We start from the raw sequence: 17,870 nt of genomic DNA, 5'->3' as shown, positions 1-17,870 counted from the left end.
CATGACATTGAACAACATCGAAATCGACACGCTGATCGTCGGCGCCGGCCAGGCCGGGGTCGCCATGAGCGAACACCTGAGCAAACTCGGCGTGCCGCATCTGGTGCTGGAGCGCAACCGCATCGCCGAGGCCTGGCGCAGCGGTCGCTGGGACTCGCTGGTAGCCAACGGCCCGGTCTGGCACGACCGTTTCCCCGGCCTGGAATTCGACCTGGACGCCGACGCTTTCGCCGGCAAGGAGCAGGTGGCCGATTACTTCGAGCGCTATGTACGTAAATTCAATCTGCCGGTACGCACTGGCGTTGAAGTGAAGAAGGTCGTACGCAATGCCGACCGCCCAGGCTTTGTCATCGAGACCAACCAGGGCACCATCCGCGCCAACCGCGTAGTGGCTGCCACCGGCCCGTTCCAGCGCCCGGTCATCCCCGCCATTGCCCCGCAGGACCCACGCCTGCAGCAGATCCACTCTGCCGCCTACTTCAACCCTGAGCAGCTCCCTGAAGGCGCGGTACTGGTAGTAGGCGCGGGCTCTTCCGGCGTACAGATCGCCGAAGAGCTGATGCGTGCCGGGCGCAAGGTGTACCTCTCGGTCGGCGCCCACGATCGCCCGCCGCGCGCCTACCGCAACCGCGACTTCTGCTGGTGGCTGGGGGTACTGGGCGAATGGGATGCAGAAATCGCCAAACCTGGCCGTGAGCACGTGACCATCGCCGTCAGCGGCGCCCGTGGCGGCCACACGGTGGACTTCCGCGCCCTCGCCCACCAAGGCATGACCCTGGTCGGCCTGACCGATTCATTCGACAACGGTGTCGCCACCTTCCAGAACAACCTGGCCGACAACATTCGCCGCGGCGACGAAAACTACCTGGCCCTGCTCGACGCCGCCGATGCCTACATCGAGCGCAACGGCCTGGACCTGCCGGAAGAACCCGAAGCCCGCAAACGCCTGCCCGACCCGCCCTGCATCAGCGAACCGATCCTGCAGCTGGACCTGATCGCGGCCGGCGTCACCAGCGTCATCTGGGCCACCGGCTACGGCGTCGACTTCAGCTGGCTGCAGGTCAATGCATTCGACAGCAACGGCAAGCCAGTACATCAACGCGGCGTGTCGCAGGAGCCTGGGGTGTACTTCCTCGGCCTGCCGTGGCTGTCGCGGCGCGGCTCGTCGTTCATCTGGGGGGTGTGGCACGACGCCAAGCACGTCGCCGGTCATATCGCCACGCAACGCACTTACCTGGCCTACCGCGACCGTCATCAGCGCGACGCCGATGCCGCCGCCCAACCTCACAACGTCAGCACCCTCGGAGCCCACTGATGCCTACTCATACCCGCGTACGGATGTTCAACACCAAGGTCACCTACCCTAACCAGTCGCTCGACAATGACCTGTGCCAGGCGGTGCGCGCCGGCAACACCGTGTATGTGCGCGGCCAGGTCGGTACCGACTTCGAAGGCCGCCTGGTCGGGCTGGGCGACCCGCGTGCCCAGGCCGAGCAGGCCATGAAGAACGTCAAGCAGCTGCTTGAAGAAGCCGGCTCGGACATGTCGCACATCGTCAAGACCACCACCTACATCACCGATCCGCGCTTCCGCGAGCCGGTGTATCAGGAGGTCGGCAAATGGCTCAAGGGCGTGTTCCCGATTTCCACCGGGCTGGTGGTCGCCGGGTTGGCGCAGGCTGAGTGGCTGATGGAGATCGATGTGATTGCGGTGGTGCCGGACTGAGCGGCATAGCTGAAATTGCTGGGGCTGCGTTGCAGCCCCACACCCTAAAGGCTGGCCAACTGCTCACGGCAAAACTCGACAAACAACTGCGCCGGCTTGGTCAACTGCACCCGTTTCAAGTGCGCTGCGGCCAACCCGGACAGCTCGACTGGCTCGGCAATGTCGACCGTGACCAGCCGCTGGCCATCGTAGGTGCACTCGGAATGCGGCCGAGTCACCAGCAGCGAAAAACCAAACCCCTGCCCGACCATCCCCCGCACCATCTCGATCGACGGCGAGCTGAATACGATATTCGGCGTCAGCCCCAACTCATTGAACAGGCTAACGAAGTAGGTCCTGCTCGGCGCGACGTCGAGCAGGATCATAGGTTCTGGGCACAAATCGCGTAACGACACCTGCGCCTGACCCGCAAAGCGGTGCTTCTCCGGCAACAACACGTATGGTTTCTGGGGTGCCATCAACGGCTCGGCCTCGATGGTGCCATCCAGGTCATGGTCGTAGAGAAACGCCAGGTCAAAGGTGCCAGCAGTCAGCCCCTGGATCAGCTCCTGCTGTTCACCGTCGCGCAGGCGAATGTCGACCCCCGGATAACGCTCGCGAAACCCAGCGATCAAACGCGGCAGATACAGCGGTGCCACCGTTTCAAAACAACCGATGTCGATCTGCCCAGCCACCGTGTCGTTGTCGGCCAGTGCGTTCTGCTCGAACTCGTGGGCCATCTGCAGCAGCGACTTGGTCTTGGCGTAGAAACGCTTGCCGCTGGGCGTCAGCGACACGCCCTGGGCGTGATGGCGGATAAACAGCTGCACACCAAAACTCTCTTCCAGGTTCTTGATCGCGGTAGAGATCGACGGCTGGGCGATATACAACTGGCGCGAAGCCTCGGCAACGCTGCCGGCCTCCACCGTGGTGACGAAATACTTCAACTGACGCAAGGTATAGGAAGCCACAGGCACCTCTGGGGCGCCGTCGGCGGCGCGCTCTGATTTATCCCTGCTACCTTACCTCAGCCCCTTGCTGCAGCGCCGCTGGCCGGGCAAGCATTTGCCTAAGGCCTGACGTTATTTTGCCTATCCGCGCCTCAGCGCGGCATGCTGGTCATGCGCAGTATCGATGGCGGCAGTGGGTTTATCATTCTGGATGATAATAACCTTCGGCCCATTCGATTCGTTCCCGACCCGCGCGCCGCGCAGAATCCGCCCCACTATCCATATACATTGGCGGATTTCTCCATGGAACAATCACTCAAACCCTTGCGTTATCCCCTCGCTGCCCTGGCAGTGCTGGTGATCAGCGCCTGCGGCCGTACCCCAGACGCCGTGCAGGCTCCGACCGCGCCGAAGGTCACCGTGGCCAAGGTGATCGAGCAACCGATCAACGAGTGGGACGAGTTCACCGGGCGCCTCGAAGCGCCAGAAACCGTCGAAGTCCGCCCACGGGTATCGGGCCAGATCGATCAGGTGGCCTTCACCGAAGGCGCCCAGGTGAAAAAGGGCGACCTGTTGTTCCAGATCGACCCGCGCCCGTTCCAGGCCGAAGTCCGCCGCCTCGAAGCACAACTGCAACAAGCCCGCGCCAGCGCCCAGCGCAGCGAAAACGAAGCCCGCCGCGGCGAGCGTCTGCGTGACAGCAACGCCATCTCCGCCGAGCTGGCCGAGTCGCGCAGCAGCGCCGCCGCCGAAGCCCGCGCCGGGGTTGCCGCGATCCAGGCACAACTGGACCTGGCGCGCCTCAACCTGAGCTTTACCCGGGTCACCGCGCCGATCAGCGGCCGGGTCAGCCGCGCCGAGTTCACCGCCGGCAACATCGTCAGCGCCGATGTCACCCCGCTGACCTCGGTGGTGTCCACCGACAAGGTTTATGCCTATTTCGACGCCGACGAGCGCGTGTACCTCAAGTACACCCAGCTGGCGCGTGAAGGCCAACGTGGCCAGAGCACTCCGGTGTACCTGGGCCTGACCAATGAAACCGGCAACCCGCACTTGGGCCAGATGAACTTCGTCGACAACCAGGTCAATCCGCGCACCGGCACCATCCGCGGCCGCGCCGTGTTCGACAACACTGACGGCCAGTTCACCCCGGGCCTGTACGCCCGCCTGAAGCTGGTCGGCAGCGCCAAGTACGACGCAGTGCTGATCAACGACGAAGCGGTCGGCACCGACCTTGGCAAGAAGTTCGTGCTGGTCATGGACCAGGACAACAAGGCTGCCTACCGCGCCGTTGAACTGGGCCCCAAGCTTGAAGGCCTGCGCATCGTCCGCAGCGGCTTGAACAAGGACGAGCGCATCGTCGTCAAGGGCCTGCAGCGGGTGCGCCCAGGCTCCCAGGTGACTCCAGAAGAGAGCGCCATGGCCAGTGAGCAGACCCTGACCAACCTCGCCCAGCAGCGTCAGGCGCTGGAAGCCAGCAACCCGGCGCCGCGCGTGGCCGGCCCCAGTGTGAAAGTCGCCAGTGCCCAGGCACCGCGCGGTTAAGGGACGACACCGATGAACTTCTCCAAATTCTTTATTACCCGGCCGATCTTCGCCGCCGTGCTGTCGCTGATCCTGCTGATCGCGGGCTCGATTGCGCTGTTCCAACTGCCGATCAGCGAATACCCCGAAGTGGTTCCGCCTACGGTCGTGGTACGCGCCAACTTCCCCGGGGCCAACCCCAAGGTCATCGGCGACACCGTTGCCGCGCCACTGGAACAGGCCATTACCGGTGTCGAGAACATGCTCTACATGTCCTCGCAGTCGACCGCCGACGGCAAGCTGACCCTGACCATCACCTTCGCCCTGGGCACTGACCTGGACAACGCCCAGGTACAGGTGCAGAACCGCGTCACCCGGACCCAGCCCAAGCTGCCCGAAGAAGTCACGCGCATTGGTATCACCGTCGACAAGGCTTCGCCCGACCTGACCATGGTCGTGCACTTGACCTCGCCGGATCAGCGCTACGACATGCTCTACCTGTCCAACTACGCCATCCTCAACATCAAGGATGAGCTGGCCCGCCTGGGCGGCGTCGGTGACGTGCAGCTGTTCGGCATGGGCGACTACTCGCTGCGGGTCTGGCTCGATCCGAACAAGACCGCCTCGCGCAACCTGACCGCCACCGATGTGGTCACGGCGATTCGCGAGCAGAACCGTCAGGTCGCTGCCGGCCAGCTCGGTGCGCCACCTGCGCCAGGTTCGACCAGCTTCCAGCTGTCGGTCAACACCCAGGGCCGCCTGGTCAGTGAGGAAGAGTTCGAGAACATCATCGTCCGCGCCGGTGCCGATGGTGAAATCACCCGCCTCAAGGACATTGCCCGGGTCGAACTCGGCTCCAGCCAATACGCCCTGCGCTCGCTGCTGAACAACCAGCCAGCGGTGGCGATCCCGATCTTCCAGCGCCCTGGCTCCAACGCCATCGAAATCTCCGACGAAGTCCGGGCGAAGATGACCGAGCTGAAAAAGGACTTCCCCGAAGGGATGGACTTCAGCATCGTCTATGACCCGACCGTGTTCGTCCGTGGCTCGATCGAAGCCGTCGTGCACACGCTGTTCGAAGCTTTGATTCTGGTCGTGCTGGTGGTGATTCTGTTCCTGCAGACCTGGCGCGCCTCGATCATTCCGCTGCTGGCCGTGCCGGTCTCGCTGATCGGCACCTTTGCCGTGATGCATCTGTTCGGCTTCTCGCTCAACGCCCTGTCGCTGTTCGGCCTGGTGCTGGCGATCGGCATCGTGGTCGACGATGCCATCGTGGTGGTGGAAAACGTCGAACGCAATATCGGCCTGGGCCTGAAACCACTCGAAGCCACGCAAAAGGCCATGAGTGAAGTGACCGGGCCGATCATCGCTACGGCGCTGGTGCTGTGCGCGGTGTTTATCCCGGCAGCGTTCATCTCCGGGCTGACCGGGCAGTTCTACAAGCAGTTCGCCTTGACCATCGCTATTTCGACAGTGATCTCGGCCTTCAACTCGCTGACCCTGTCGCCAGCACTGGCGGCGGTATTGCTGCAAGAACACGGCGCGCCCAAGGATCGCTTCTCGCGTGCCCTGGACCGGATTTTCGGGCGCTGGTTGTTCAACCCGTTCAACCGCTTCTTCGAGCGTGCCAGCCTGCGTTACGTGGCCGGCGTGGGCCGGGTCATCCGCTCCAGCGGCATCGCCCTGTTCGTCTATGCCGGGCTGATGGCGCTGACCTACCTGGGCTTTGCCTCGACCCCGACCGGCTTCGTCCCGGCGCAGGACAAACAGTATCTGGTCGCCTTCGCCCAACTGCCCGACGCGGCCAGCCTCGACCGCACCGAAGCCGTCATCAAGCGCATGAGCGAGATTGCCCTGAAGCAGCCCGGTGTGGCCGACTCGGTAGCCTTCCCAGGCCTGTCGATCAACGGTTTCACCAACAGCCCCAACAGCGGCATTGTCTTCACTCCGCTCAAGCCGTTTGAAGAGCGTACCGACCCGAGCCAGTCGGCGGCGGCCATCGCGGCTGCGTTGAACGCGCAGTTTGCTGATATTCAGGATGCCTACATCGCGATCTTCCCACCGCCGCCGGTACAGGGCCTGGGCACCATTGGCGGCTTCCGCCTGCAGATCGAAGACCGCGGCAACCTCGGCTACGAAGCGCTGTACGAAGAAACCCAGAACATCATTGCCAAGAGCCACAACGTACCCGAGCTGGCAGGGCTGTTCACCAGCTATCAGGTCAACGTGCCGCAGGTCGATGCCGACATCGACCGGGAAAAGGCCAAGACCCACGGCGTGGCGATCAACGATATCTTCGACACCCTGCAGGTCTACCTGGGCTCGCTGTACACCAACGACTTCAACCGCTTTGGCCGCACCTATCAGGTCAACGTTCAGGCTGAACAGCAGTTCCGCCTCGACGCCGAGCAGATCGGTCAGCTGAAAGTGCGTAACAATCTGGGCGAGATGATCCCGCTGGCGACCTTCCTCAAGGTCAGCGACACCTCGGGGCCAGACCGGGTGATGCACTACAACGGCTACATTACCGCAGAAATCAACGGTGGCGCCGCCCCAGGCTACAGCTCCGGCCAGGCCGAGGCGGCTATGGAAAGACTGCTCAAGGCCGAGTTGCCCAACGGCATGACTTACGAGTGGACCGACCTCACCTACCAGCAGATCCTGTCTGGCAACACCGCGCTGCTGGTGTTCCCGCTCTGCGTACTGCTGGCGTTCCTGGTGCTGGCGGCGCAGTACGAAAGCTGGAGCCTGCCGCTGGCGGTGATCCTGATCGTACCGATGACGCTGCTGTCGGCGATTACCGGGGTGATCATGTCGGGCGGTGACAACAACATCTTCACCCAGATCGGCCTGATCGTGCTGGTGGGCCTGGCGTGCAAGAACGCCATCCTCATCGTCGAGTTCGCCAAGGACAAGCAAGCCGAAGGGCTCAATCCCCTGGCCGCGGTATTGGAAGCCTGCCGCCTGCGTCTGCGGCCGATCCTGATGACTTCGATTGCCTTCATCATGGGCGTGGTGCCGCTGGTGTTCTCGTCCGGCGCCGGTGCCGAGATGCGCCATGCGATGGGTGTGGCAGTGTTCTCGGGGATGATCGGGGTGACCGTGTTCGGCCTGTTCCTGACCCCGGTGTTCTTCGTCCTGATCCGCCGTTATGTCGAGCGTCGCGAAGCCCGCAAGGCCGCGCAAGCCAAGCCGCTGGAGAACCACGCATGAACCTCCTCAAACCACTGACCCCGAGCCTGTTGACGCTGGCCCTGGCGGCCTGCGCGGTGGGCCCGGACTACCAGACGCCGAACACCGAGCCGGCGCAGCTGGGCAACCAGTTGCAGGTCAAGGCCTTCGACCGTAGCCGCTTTGAAAGCGTGTGGTGGCAGCAGTTCGACGACCCGACCCTGAACCAGCTGGTGCAGGCTTCGCTGCAAGGCAACCGCGACCTGCGCGTGGCCTTCGCCCGGCTCAAGGCGGCGCGCTCGATCCGGGAGGATGTCGATAACGACAACCTGCCGGTGGTGAGCAGCCGTGCCAGCAGTGAGCTGGGCAAAGGCCAGATCCCGGGCCAGACCGAGCGCCGGGTCAACAGCGAACGCTATGACCTGGGCCTGGACATGGCCTGGGAGCTGGACCTGTTCGGCCGCATTCAGCGCCAACTGGAAGCCAGCGAAGCGCAAGAGGCCGCCGCCGCGGCCGACCTGCAGCAGTTGCAGGTGAGCATGATCGCCGAGCTGGTCGATGCCTATGGCCAGCTGCGTGGCGCGCAGTTGCGCGAAAAAATCGCCCTGGCCAACCTCAAGACCCAGCAGGACTCGCGCAGCATTACCGAGACCCTGCGCGATGCCGGCGTCGGCAACGAGCTCGACGTGGTTCGCGCCGATGCCCGCCTGGCGGCAGTCGAGGCCACCGTGCCGCAACTGCAGGCACAGCAGGTGCGCGCACAAAACCGCATCGCCACTCTGCTCGGCCAGCGCCCGGATCAGCTCAGCGTTGATCTGTCGCCTAAACAGCTGCCGGCAATCGCCAAAGCACTGCCGATCGGCGACCCTGCTGAACTGCTGCGTCGGCGCCCGGATGTTCGCAGCGCCGAGCGCCAGTTGGCAGCGGCGACCGCCAACGTTGGGGTAGCGACCGCCGACCTGTTCCCGCGGGTAAGCCTGAGTGGCTTCCTTGGCTTCACCGCCGCGCGTGGCTCGCAGATCGGCTCGTCCGCCGCCAATGCCTGGGGGCTTGGCCCAAGTATCACCTGGGCAGCGTTCGACCTGGGCAGCGTACGTGCGCGCATCCGTGGCGCCAAGGCTGACGCCGAAGGCGCACTGGCTACCTACGAACAGCAGGTGCTGCTGGCGCTGGAAGAGTCAGCCAATGCATTCAGTGATTACGGCAAGACCCAACAGCGTTTGCAGGCCTTGATGCGCCAGAGCGATGCCAGCCGCAAGGCCGCCGATCTGGCTTCGATCCGCTATCGCGAAGGCACCGTGGATTATCTGGTACTGCTGGATGCCGAGCGCGAGCGGCTCAGCGCGGAAGATGCCCAGGCCCAGGGCGAAGTCGAGTTGTATCGCGGCATCGTCGCGATCTACAAGGCTTTGGGTGGCGGCTGGCAGCCTGAAGCGGTAGCCAGCCTGCGCTAAGTGCCACAACGCTTTTGCAACAGCTCCTTTGGTTGGCTCCTCCCCCAACCGTTTGCCCCGCAGGCCTGGCCTGCGGGGCTTTTTTTATCACGTGATACGCCACCTGTAGGAGCGGCCTTGTGTCGCGAAAGGGCTGCGCAGCGGCCCCAGAAATCGTGCAGCCACCATAGATCGCCGGGCCCGCTACGCGGGCCTTTCGCGACACAAGGCCGCTCCTACACAGGGCTGAGCTGGACGTTTGTCTCAGCCAACCAAGTGCAGATAATGCATATGCCGCTCGAAGTGATCGAGAATGTCGCCGATCACCTCATCCTTGGACCAGCCCATCACGTCATGGTCCTGGCCGCCTTCACGCAGGTGCACCTCGGCGCGGAAGTACTTGCGCTCCTCGCCCGGCGGCGCATCGCTGGCGGTGACAAAGCTTGGCGTGGCATACGCCTGCGGCCTGATCTCGTAGACGAAGGTGCCCTCGCTCGGGCCGACCTTGAGCATCACACTGCCCTCGCTGCCTTGCTCGACGCTGCAGTCATAACCCTGCCTGCGCCACTCATCAGCCACCGCCTCACATGCTGGCAAGCCAACGTCGGCGATAAACCGCGCGACGTGGGCACGCCGCGGGAACATCGCCAGGGTGCGCAGGCGCCGTTGCCAGTTACCGGCAGCACGCGAGGCTGTTGGCGAAATCGCCAGTGCCTGATAGCGCAGATCACGTTTGGTAGCGTCCAGCTTGAGCGCCTTGAGCAGCCCGCGGGTACTGAACAGCAGCGCCAGGGTGAACGGCAATGCACTGGCGATGGTTGCCGTCTGCAACGCCTTGAGGCCGTCGGCCAGCAACAGCGCAATCGCCACCAGGCCCATGCTCGCCGCCCAGAACACGCGCTGGCGCAACGGGGTGTTCTCCTGCCCACCAGACGCCAGCATGTCCACTACCATCGCCCCGGTATCCGCCGAGGTGACGAAGAACACCACCACCATGATCACCGCCAGGGTGCTGATCACGCTGGCGAACGGGAAGTGCTCAAGGAAGGCAAACAGTGCCAGCGAGGTGTCCTTGTCGACCGCCATGGCCAGGTCAGTCAGGCCCTCGTCGAGGATCATGTGGATTGCGGTGTTGCCGAACACGGTCATCCACAGCAGGGTGAACGCGGTCGGTACCAGCAGCACGCCGGTGACGAACTCACGAATGGTCCGGCCACGGGAAATCCGCGCAATGAACAGGCCGACAAAGGGCGACCAGGCCAGCCACCAGCCCCAGTAGAACAAGGTCCAGCCGCCGATCCAGTCGGTTGGCTGGTAGGCGTACAGGTTGAGTGTGCGGCTGACGATCTCGCTCAAGTAACCGCCAGTGTTTTGCACGAAGGTCTGCAGGATCAACACGGTCGGCCCCAGCAGCATGACCATCAGCAACAGCAGCACCGCCAAACCCAGGTTCAGCTCGGACAGGCGGCGGATGCCTTTGTCCAGGCCAGACATCACCGACAAGGTGGCGAGGAAGGTGGTGCCGATGATCAAGGCGATCTGCACCCCGGTCGACACCGGCACACCGAACAGCGCATTGAGCCCGGTATTGATCTGCGCCACGCCAAAGCCCAGCGAAGTGGCAACGCCGAACACCGTACCGATGATGGCGAAGATGTCCACGGCATGCCCCAGCGGGCCGTAAATGCGTTCACCGATCAGCGGGTACAGCGCCGAGCGCAAGGTCAACGGCAAGCCCTGGCGATAGCTGAAATAGGCCAGGATCAGCGCGACGATGGCATAGATTGCCCAGGCGTGCAGGCCCCAATGGAAGAAGGTGATGCGCATCGCCTCCCCCGCCGCCTGGACCGTGCCGCCATCACCAATGGGCGGCTTGAGAAAGTGCATGACCGGCTCGGCCACGCCGAAGAACATCAGGCCGATGCCCATGCCGGCCGAGAACAGCATGGCAAACCAGGTGGTGCTGCTGTAGTCGGGGGTGCTGTGGTCAGGCCCGAGTTTGATGTCGCCATAGCGGCTGATGCCGAGGAACACCACGGTGCCGAGGATGATTGCCACGGCCAGGATGTAGAACCAGCTGACGTTGCCGATGATCCAACCCTGGATGTGCGCAAACAGGCTTTGCGCATGGGCCTGGAACACGCTCGCGTAGAGCACGATCAGCAACAGCAGAACAGAAGAAATCCAGAATACAGGGGGATTGATGGTAGCTTTTGGTGTTTTGTCAGGCGGTGTAGACATCAGACAGTTGGCTCCAGCGTGGCTCATCGTGCGCACTTTTTCTCAGGTCAAGCGTAGACCGTGCATGTTTCGTCCGACAATGTCTGTCGGGAAACGATCAATGCTCAGGGCAAATAGGGCCAATAAATGCCACCCTGCAACAATGCTTTTCCCCGCTGCAAGCCTGCTTCCCCCCAATCCTTCTTGTACACTCGCGCCACTAGCCCCCACCTGTATACGTTTGGTGACAGCATGATCGAGGTAACCGAGGTTTCCATTGCCGAGCTGCGCGCCGCGCTCGAAGCTGGCCGCACCACAGCGGTCGAACTGGTCAAGGCCTACCTGGCACGCATCGATGCCTATGACACGGCCGACAGCGCCAGCGCGCTGAATGCGGTCGTAGTGCGCAACCCAGAGGCGATCGCCGAAGCCCAGGCGTCCGATGCTCGCCGTGCTCGTGGTGAAAGCCGCGGCCCGCTGGAAGGCATCCCCTACACCGCCAAGGACAGCTACCTGGTCAAAGGCATGACCGCCGCCTCCGGCAGCCCGGCATTTGCCAAGCTGGTGGCGCAACGGGACGCCTTCACCATCGAGCGACTGCGCGCCGCCGGTGCGGTCTGCCTGGGCAAGACCAACATGCCGCCGATGGCCAACGGTGGCATGCAGCGCGGTGTGTATGGCCGCGCCGAGAGCCCGTATAACGCCGCCTACCTGACCGCACCGTTTGCCTCCGGCTCGTCCAACGGTGCCGGCACCGCCACCGCCGCGAGCTTCTGCGCATTTGGCCTGGCTGAGGAAACCTGGTCCAGTGGCCGCGGCCCGGCCTCGAACAACGGCCTGTGCGCCTACACGCCATCGCGCGGGGTGATCTCGGTGCGCGGCAACTGGCCGCTGACACCTACCATGGATGTGGTGGTGCCGTTTGCGCGGACCATGCACGACCTGCTGGAAATCCTCGACGTGGTGGTGGCCGACGATGCCGACACCCGTGGCGATCTGTGGCGCCTGCAGCCGTGGGTGCCAATTCCCAAGGCATCGGCGGTACGCCCGGCGTCCTATCTTGATCTTGCGCTGGATGCCAACTCGCTGCAGGGCAAGCGCTTCGGCGTGCCACGCATGTACATCAATGCCGACGAACTCGCCGGCACCTCGGAAAAACCCGGCATCGGTGGCCCGACCGGCCAGCGTATCCACACTCGCCCAAGCGTCATCGCGCTGTGGCAGCAGGCGCGCCAGGCGCTGGAAGCCGCCGGCGCCGAAGTGATCGAGGTGGACTTCCCGCTGGTGTCCAACTGCGAAGGCGATCGCCCGGGTGCGCCGACCGTCTACAACCGTGGCATCGTCAGCAAGGAGTTTCTCCACGACGAGCTGTGGGAGTTGTCCGGCTGGGCCTTTGACGACTTCCTGCGCGCCAACAACGACCCCAAGCTCAACTGCCTGGCCGATGTCGACGGGCCGCAGATCTTCCCGCACGACCCGGGCACCCTGCCTAACCGTGAAGACGACCTCGCGGCCGGCATGGACGAATACGTCAACATGGCCAAGCGCGGCCTCAAGAGCTGGGATCAGATCGACACCGTTGCCGATGGCCTGCGCGGCCTGGAGCAGACGCGCAAGCTCGACCTGGAAGACTGGATGGACCAGCTTGGCTTGCACGCCGTGCTGTTCCCGACGGTGGCCGATGTTGGCCCCGCCGATGCCGACGTCAATCCAGCCTCGGCCGACATTGCCTGGAGCAACGGCGTCTGGGTTGCCAACGGTAACCTCGCGATCCGCCACCTGGGCGTGCCGACCGTAACCGTGCCGATGGGTGTGATGGCCGATATCGGTATGCCGGTCGGGCTGACCTTTGCCGGCCGTGCCTACGATGACTCGGCCCTGCTGAGCTTCGCCTGCGCCTTCGAGTCGACCGGCTCGCGCCGCATCGTGCCGCCGCGCACTCCGGCACTGGGCTGAACCACGCGCTGCCGATTGACGCCCTCGCGATAATTCAACAGAATGTTAAAAATTTACATTTTGTTGAATTATCCATGCCCGCTGCACACATTCTTCGTGAACGCCAGATCGTCCTCTCCACGCTGAAAGCCGCCATCGCGGCAATCGGCAGCGTGGCCGGGCGCAATATGGAAATCCTCCTGCACGACCTCGACCAGCCCGAGCAATCGGTGGTCGCCATCGCCAATGGCCAGCTGTCTGGGCGCGTGGTCGGCAGCCCGATCCTTGCCGCGCCGGAGCAGGACCAGGGCTTCAAGGCCCTGATGCAGGCGGCCAACCAGCCTGGCTGCGAGCCGGTGATCCTGCCCGACTACCCCACCGTGATCAAAGGCCGCACCCTGCGCAGCGCCACGGCGATCCTGCGCGACAGCGAAGGGCAGCCGTTCGCCAGCCTGTGCATCAACGTCGACAACAGTGGGCTGGATGCCGCGCTCGCCTTTCTCACCCAGCTGCAGCCACTGACTGCCGCGCCACCTGCAGTGGCGGTGGTTGAGGACGCGGCCGACATGGCGCTGCTGATGACCCAGATCATCGACAGCGCCCTGGCTTCATCTGGTCAGGGCCGGCTCACCAAGCAGGCCAAGGTCGAGGCCGTGCGCCTGATGCAGGAGCGCGGCCTGTTCATCGTCAAGGGTGGGGTCGAGAAGGCCGCAGCCGCGCTCGGCGTGACCCGCTACACCGTTTACAACTATCTGGAGCAGCTGCGTGGCGAGCCCACTGCAGCGCCCCGCCAGCCATAATCCAGCGGAGATCAGCATGCCTTTGCACATCCACACCCCCTTGATCGAATCGCGGCCGATGTCGCTCGCCGCTGGCCGTTCGATCTGGCTCAAGCTCGACGCCCTGCAGCCGTGCGGCTCGTTCAAGCTGCGCGGGGTTGGCCACGCCTGTGAGCAGCACCATGCTCGCGGTGCGCGTCACTTTGTATCTTCGTCGGGCGGCAACGCCGGGCTGGCGGTGGCCTATGCCGGGCGCAGCCTGGGCGTGCCGGTGACCGTGGTCGTCCCCGAGACCACCAGCGAGCGGGCCAGGGAGCTGCTGCGCCTGGAGGACGCCAAGGTCATCGTCCACGGCGGCTCCTGGCAGGAAGCCAACCAGCTGGCGCAAACCCTGGTCGGCGCCAATGATGCCTTCATTCATCCATTCGATGACCCGCTACTGTGGACGGGCCACGCCAGCCTGATCGACGAAGTCGCCGCTGCCGACTGCAAGCCCGATGCGCTGATCTTGTCGATCGGTGGCGGCGGCTTGCTCAGCGGTGTAGTCGAAGGCCTCAAGCGCAATGGCTGGGACGATGTGCCGGTGCTGGCGGTGGAAACTACAGGCGCGGCGTCATTTCACGCTGCAGTCGAGGCTGGTCACACGGTCGAGCTGCCGGCACTTAGCTCCATCGCCACCTCCTTGGGCGCAAAGCGGGTCGCGGAGCAAGCGCTGGAATGCGCGCGCAGCCATCCGGTTGAAAGCCATTTGGTCACCGACCGCGAGGCGCTGCAGGCTTGTGAGCGCTTCCTAGCCGATCACCGTCTGCTGGTCGAGCCGGCCTGCGGCGCGGCCTTGGCGCTGGCCTATAAAGCAGAAGCGCTGGGTAACTACCGCAAGGTGCTGGTGGTGGTGTGCGGCGGGGCTACGGCCACGCTTGAGCAGATTCAGCTGTGGTTGGCTGCGCAATAGCTCATTCCAGGCGCGTAAAAAAGCCCGTGACGAGCACGGGCCAAGAGCACCACCGCAGAAAACGTCAGTTACTGCCCATCAATGATCCATCTCGTCCTTGGTGACCTTGCCGCTGTACGGGTCGACATGGAAGTCGTACTTCATGCCATCAGCCTTGACGCCCTCGCCTTCCCAATGGCCGTCGTCGGCCTCGATCTTGGTGATCTGGGTGTAGCCGGCGGCCTTGAGGCTGGCTTCGGCCTGATCCTTGGTAACTTTCCAGTCGGCGCCAGGCTGGTCAGCCCAGGCTGCGCTTGCGCCCAATGCACCTACCAGAGCGAGACCTGTGAACAGTCGAGTCATCGATTTCATCGTTAACGTCCTTTTTGCATGAAGGTATTTGCTGCGACCGGTCGAATACGGCGAAGGTTCACTCCTTGTGCAAGGCGTCTTCACGGTGCATTGCCAGGTGCCCGGTCTTGGCACTTTTGACCTCGTATTGCGGCTCATCCTTCGAGCAATGGCGCTGCCTGCCCATGAACTCGACATCGTGCAGATGCACCTTGATCACCGTGCCATGAATGACCCCGGCCTCGGAATTCCAGCGCACCGTATCGCCCACTTTGTATTTTGTGCTCATCGGTTGATGCCTCCTCACGACCGTCATATCTGTCTGTTTTACTAGGCCTCAGCTGCGGGAAATAATTCCTCGCCGTTCGCCCAATGGCGACAACAGGCGCAGGGCGACACACAACTCTGACGAAATGCGTCTACGACCCTTTCGATATGCGGCCAGTGAAGGCACAATGCGTGTCCTTTTTTTGGCCGGCCTGGCCGGGGGCCTTAAATGATCAAGACGCCGTACTACCTCATCGACAAACAGAAGCTGCTGGGCAACCTCGAGAAGATTGCCTACGTGCGCGAACACTCCGGCGCCAAGGCGCTGCTGGCACTCAAGTGCTTCGCCACCTGGTCGGTATTCGACCTGATGCAGCAATACATGGACGGCACCACTTCGTCCTCGCTCTACGAGCTCAAACTGGGCCGAGAGAAGTTCGTCGGCGAAACCCACGCCTACAGCGTGGCCTGGGCCGATGACGAAATCGAAGACATGCTCGCCAACTGCGACAAGATCATCTTCAACTCGATCGGCCAGCTGCAGCGCTTTGCCGAACAGTCCGAAGGCAAGGTCCGCGGCCTGCGCGTCAACCCGCAGGTGAGCAGCTCCGATTACCTGCTGGCCGACCCGGCGCGCCCATTCAGCCGCCTCGGCGAGTGGGACCCGGAGAAGATCGAGCAGGTCATCGGCCAGATCTCTGGGTTCATGTTCCACAACAACTGCGAGAACGGCGACTTCAGCCTGTTCGACAAGATGCTTGCGCACATCGAAGAGCGCTTTGGCCATCTGCTGCACAAGGTCGAGTGGGTCAGCCTCGGTGGCGGTATCCACTTCACCGGTGCCGACTATGCGCTGGACGAGTTCTGCGCGCGCCTCAAGGGCTTCTCCGAGAAGTACGGCGTGCAGGTGTACCTGGAGCCGGGCGAAGCCGCCATCACCCAGAGCGCCTCGCTGGAAGTGACCGTGCTCGACACCCTGTACAACGGCAAGAACCTGGCCGTGGTCGACAGCTCGATCGAAGCGCACATGCTCGACCTGCTGATCTACCGCCTCGACGCCAAGATGGCCCCCAACGATGGCGCGCACAGCTACATGGTGTGCGGCAAGTCGTGCCTGGCCGGTGACATTTTCGGCGAGTACCAATTCGATCGTCCGCTGGCCATTGGTGATCGCCTGTCGTTCATCGACGCGGCCGGTTACACCATGGTCAAGAAAAACTGGTTCAACGGTTTGAAAATGCCGTCCATTGTGGTCAAGCAACTCGACGGCAGCGTCGAAGTGGTCCGCGAGTTCGGTTTTGAAGACTACGTTTCCAGCCTGTCGTAAGTCAGGCCTTCAGTAAGGAGCAAGGGATAAATTGAAGAAGAACGTTCTTATCATTGGTGCAGGAGGTGTCGCCAAGGTGGTGGCCCACAAGTGCGCGCAGCATAACGACGAACTCGGTCGTATTGCCATTGCGTCGCGGAACATCTCCAAATGCCAGGCCATCATCGACAGCGTCAAGGCCAAGGGCAGCCTCAAGGTTCCCGCCGATATCCAGGCCTTCTCGCTCAATGCACTCGATATCGAGGCGACCAAGGCACTGATCCGCGAGACCGAATCGCAGATCGTGATCAACGTCGGCTCTGCATTCCTCAACATGTCGGTGCTGCGTGCCTGCATCGATACCGGCGTTGCCTATCTGGACACCGCCATCCACGAAGAGCCGGGCAAGATCTGCGAGACCCCGCCGTGGTACGGCAACTACGAGTGGAAACACCTCGAAGAATGCCAGGACAAGAACATCACAGCCATTCTCGGCGTCGGTTTCGACCCGGGTGTGGTCAACAGCTATGCCGCACTGGCACAGCAGCAATACTTCGACCAGATTGACTCGATCGACATTCTCGACGTCAACGCTGGCTCGCATGGCAAGTACTTCGCCACCAACTTCGACCCGGAAATCAACTTCCGCGAGTTCACCGGGCAAGTGTGGAGCTGGCAGAACAGCCAGTGGACCAGCAATACCATGTTCGAGGTCAAGCGCACCGACGACCTGCCGGTGGTCGGTTCGCAGAACCTGTACCTGACCGGTCACGACGAAGTGCACTCGCTGTCGAAAAACCTCGGCGTGCCCAACGTGCGCTTCTGGATGAGCTTCGGCGAGCACTACATCAACGTCTTCACCGTGCTGAAAAACCTTGGCCTGCTCTCCGAGCAACCGGTCAAGACCGCTGAAGGCCTTGAAGTGGTGCCGTTGAAAGTGGTCAAGGCAGTGCTGCCTGACCCGTCCTCGCTGGCGCCTGGCTACACCGGCAAGACCTGCATCGGTGACCTGGTCAAGGGCAGCAAGAACGGCCAGCCGCGCGAAGTGTTCATCTACAACGTGGCTGATCACGAAGAAGCCTACGCCGAGACCGACAGCCAGGGCATCTCCTACACCGCAGGCGTGCCGCCAGTGGCGGCGGCGTTGCTGGTTGCTCGCGGCGAATGGGACGTCAAGCGCATGGCCAACGTCGAGGAGCTGCCAGCCGAGCCGTTCCTCAAGGCGCTGGACGTGATGGGCCTGCCGACCCGTATCAAGGATGAACACGGCGATCGTCCCTGGGACGCTGAAGCCTAAGC

General features: G+C 63.1%; 14 protein-coding genes. 10 read left to right on the top strand and 4 right to left on the bottom strand.

The features are described from left to right. Window position 1 precedes the first annotated feature (1 nt). Complete coding sequence (locus CXQ80_RS09440; RefSeq protein WP_101318739.1) at window positions 2-1,315, top strand: NAD(P)/FAD-dependent oxidoreductase; 1,314 nt, start codon at window positions 2-4, stop codon at window positions 1,313-1,315. Beyond that, window positions 1,315-1,725, top strand: a complete 411-nt coding sequence (locus CXQ80_RS09435; RefSeq protein ID WP_101318737.1) for a RidA family protein — start codon at window positions 1,315-1,317, stop codon at window positions 1,723-1,725. The genes CXQ80_RS09440 and CXQ80_RS09435 overlap by 1 nt, the downstream gene beginning before the upstream one ends. A gap of 44 nt (window positions 1,726-1,769) precedes the next feature. On the opposite strand, the gene CXQ80_RS09430 is transcribed toward CXQ80_RS09435, so the two are convergent. Then, the gene (locus CXQ80_RS09430; RefSeq protein ID WP_101318735.1) at window positions 1,770-2,675 is read right to left on the bottom strand and encodes a LysR family transcriptional regulator; all 906 of its coding nucleotides are present in this window, start codon (window positions 2,673-2,675) and stop codon (window positions 1,770-1,772) included. Window positions 2,676-2,957: 282 nt separating this feature from the next. On the opposite strand from CXQ80_RS09430, the gene mexE reads away from it, so the two are divergent. The 3 genes from mexE to CXQ80_RS09415 are packed head-to-tail and all read left to right on the top strand — an operon-like array spanning window position 2,958 to window position 8,803. Continuing rightward, entirely contained in the window at window positions 2,958-4,199 is a 1,242-nt protein-coding gene (gene mexE / locus CXQ80_RS09425; protein ID WP_101318733.1) for a multidrug efflux RND transporter periplasmic adaptor subunit MexE, read from the top strand. A 12-nt stretch (window positions 4,200-4,211) separates the two neighbouring features. Further along, entirely contained in the window at window positions 4,212-7,391 is a 3,180-nt protein-coding gene (locus tag CXQ80_RS09420) for an efflux RND transporter permease subunit (protein ID WP_101318731.1), read from the top strand. Then, window positions 7,388-8,803: an efflux transporter outer membrane subunit gene (locus CXQ80_RS09415; RefSeq protein WP_101318729.1), complete on the top strand. Its 1,416-nt coding sequence runs from the start codon at window positions 7,388-7,390 to the stop codon at window positions 8,801-8,803. Before CXQ80_RS09420 ends, CXQ80_RS09415 begins: the two co-directional genes overlap by 4 nt. 243 nt (window positions 8,804-9,046) lie before the next feature. On the opposite strand, the gene CXQ80_RS09410 is transcribed toward CXQ80_RS09415, so the two are convergent. After that, entirely contained in the window at window positions 9,047-11,023 is a 1,977-nt protein-coding gene (locus CXQ80_RS09410) for a choline BCCT transporter BetT (RefSeq protein ID WP_101318727.1), read from the bottom strand. 231 nt (window positions 11,024-11,254) lie between these two features. Here CXQ80_RS09410 and CXQ80_RS09405 point away from each other — a divergent pair, with 231 nt between their 5' ends. The 3 genes from CXQ80_RS09405 to CXQ80_RS09395 all read left to right on the top strand — a co-directional run bounded on the left by CXQ80_RS09405 (window position 11,255) and on the right by CXQ80_RS09395 (window position 14,668). Next, on the top strand, window positions 11,255-12,958 hold the full coding sequence (locus CXQ80_RS09405) for an amidase (protein ID WP_101318725.1): 1,704 nt from the start codon (window positions 11,255-11,257) through the stop codon (window positions 12,956-12,958). A gap of 74 nt (window positions 12,959-13,032) precedes the next feature. After that, window positions 13,033-13,737 carry a transcriptional regulator gene (locus tag CXQ80_RS09400; RefSeq protein WP_101318723.1) on the top strand — a complete coding sequence of 235 codons (705 nt, stop codon included), beginning with the start codon at window positions 13,033-13,035 and terminating at the stop codon, window positions 13,735-13,737. Between the two features lie 16 nt (window positions 13,738-13,753). After that, window positions 13,754-14,668 carry a pyridoxal-phosphate dependent enzyme gene (locus tag CXQ80_RS09395; protein WP_101322994.1) on the top strand — a complete coding sequence of 305 codons (915 nt, stop codon included), beginning with the start codon at window positions 13,754-13,756 and terminating at the stop codon, window positions 14,666-14,668. 78 nt (window positions 14,669-14,746) lie between these two features. On the opposite strand, the gene CXQ80_RS09390 is transcribed toward CXQ80_RS09395, so the two are convergent. After that, window positions 14,747-15,019, bottom strand: coding sequence for a PepSY domain-containing protein (locus tag CXQ80_RS09390; RefSeq protein WP_101318720.1), 273 nt, complete (start codon window positions 15,017-15,019; stop codon window positions 14,747-14,749). A gap of 58 nt (window positions 15,020-15,077) precedes the next feature. Further along, entirely contained in the window at window positions 15,078-15,287 is a 210-nt protein-coding gene (locus tag CXQ80_RS09385) for a DUF2945 domain-containing protein (RefSeq protein ID WP_101318718.1), read from the bottom strand. Window positions 15,288-15,494: 207 nt separating this feature from the next. Here CXQ80_RS09385 and CXQ80_RS09380 point away from each other — a divergent pair, with 207 nt between their 5' ends. Together CXQ80_RS09380 and CXQ80_RS09375 are read left to right on the top strand one after the other, a co-directional pair. Then, window positions 15,495-16,592, top strand: coding sequence for a carboxynorspermidine decarboxylase (locus tag CXQ80_RS09380; RefSeq protein WP_101318716.1), 1,098 nt, complete (start codon window positions 15,495-15,497; stop codon window positions 16,590-16,592). Between the two features lie 31 nt (window positions 16,593-16,623). Continuing rightward, window positions 16,624-17,868 carry a saccharopine dehydrogenase family protein gene (locus CXQ80_RS09375; RefSeq protein ID WP_101318714.1) on the top strand — a complete coding sequence of 415 codons (1,245 nt, stop codon included), beginning with the start codon at window positions 16,624-16,626 and terminating at the stop codon, window positions 17,866-17,868. Window positions 17,869-17,870: the final 2 nt, after the last annotated feature.

This window comes from Pseudomonas sp. 02C 26, assembly GCF_002843585.1.
Taxonomy (GTDB): Bacteria; Pseudomonadota; Gammaproteobacteria; order Pseudomonadales; family Pseudomonadaceae; genus Aquipseudomonas; species Aquipseudomonas shirazensis.
Note: the sequence above shows the minus strand (reverse complement) of the source record. Positions and strands in the feature narration are given on the sequence as shown.